Below are 454 nucleotides of genomic sequence, written 5' to 3'. Positions count from 1 at the left end.
ACGCCGTCCGGATTCAAGTCCAACCAGTATGCCCCCGTGGAGCTGGCCGCAGCAGGCGTCACCCGGCCCTCACGGAAGGTGAATTCGCCAATCACCACGTCCTCGACGTCGTCACGGATGACGAAGCTGGCGCCGTCCATGCCGAAGGGCAGGAGAGACCAACCAGAGGTAATCCGGTAGGCACCCGCGACGGCCTCGGCGTCCTCGTTGGCTGCGTGCGCCTCTGAGGAAGAAGGAGGCGGCTCTTCACCATCGGCGGACGTTTCCTCGTCCTCGCTCGTGACGTCGTTGGAATCCGGGGCGTCCGAGGAAGACGCTTCACCGTCGTCGGCCGTCTCGGCCGCCTCCGCCGGCCCGGACACCTCGGGCGCCTCGATGCCCTGCGCCGCGCGCTGCTGCTTCTCAACCTCCACCACGGCAACGCCGAAGACTGCCCCGACGGCAAGAAGCCCGA

The 454-nt window shown here is 67.6% G+C and carries 1 protein-coding gene; it reads right to left on the bottom strand.

Annotation, left to right across the window (positions count from 1 at the left end; translation table 11 throughout):
- Positions 1-454: hypothetical protein (locus D7V88_RS43570; protein ID WP_208726795.1), on the bottom strand; the 454-nt coding region annotated here is incomplete at both ends.

It is taken from the genome of Corallococcus terminator (genome assembly GCF_003611635.1).
In the GTDB taxonomy this organism is placed as follows: Bacteria; Myxococcota; Myxococcia; order Myxococcales; family Myxococcaceae; genus Corallococcus; species Corallococcus terminator.
Note: the sequence above shows the minus strand (reverse complement) of the source record. Positions and strands in the feature narration are given on the sequence as shown.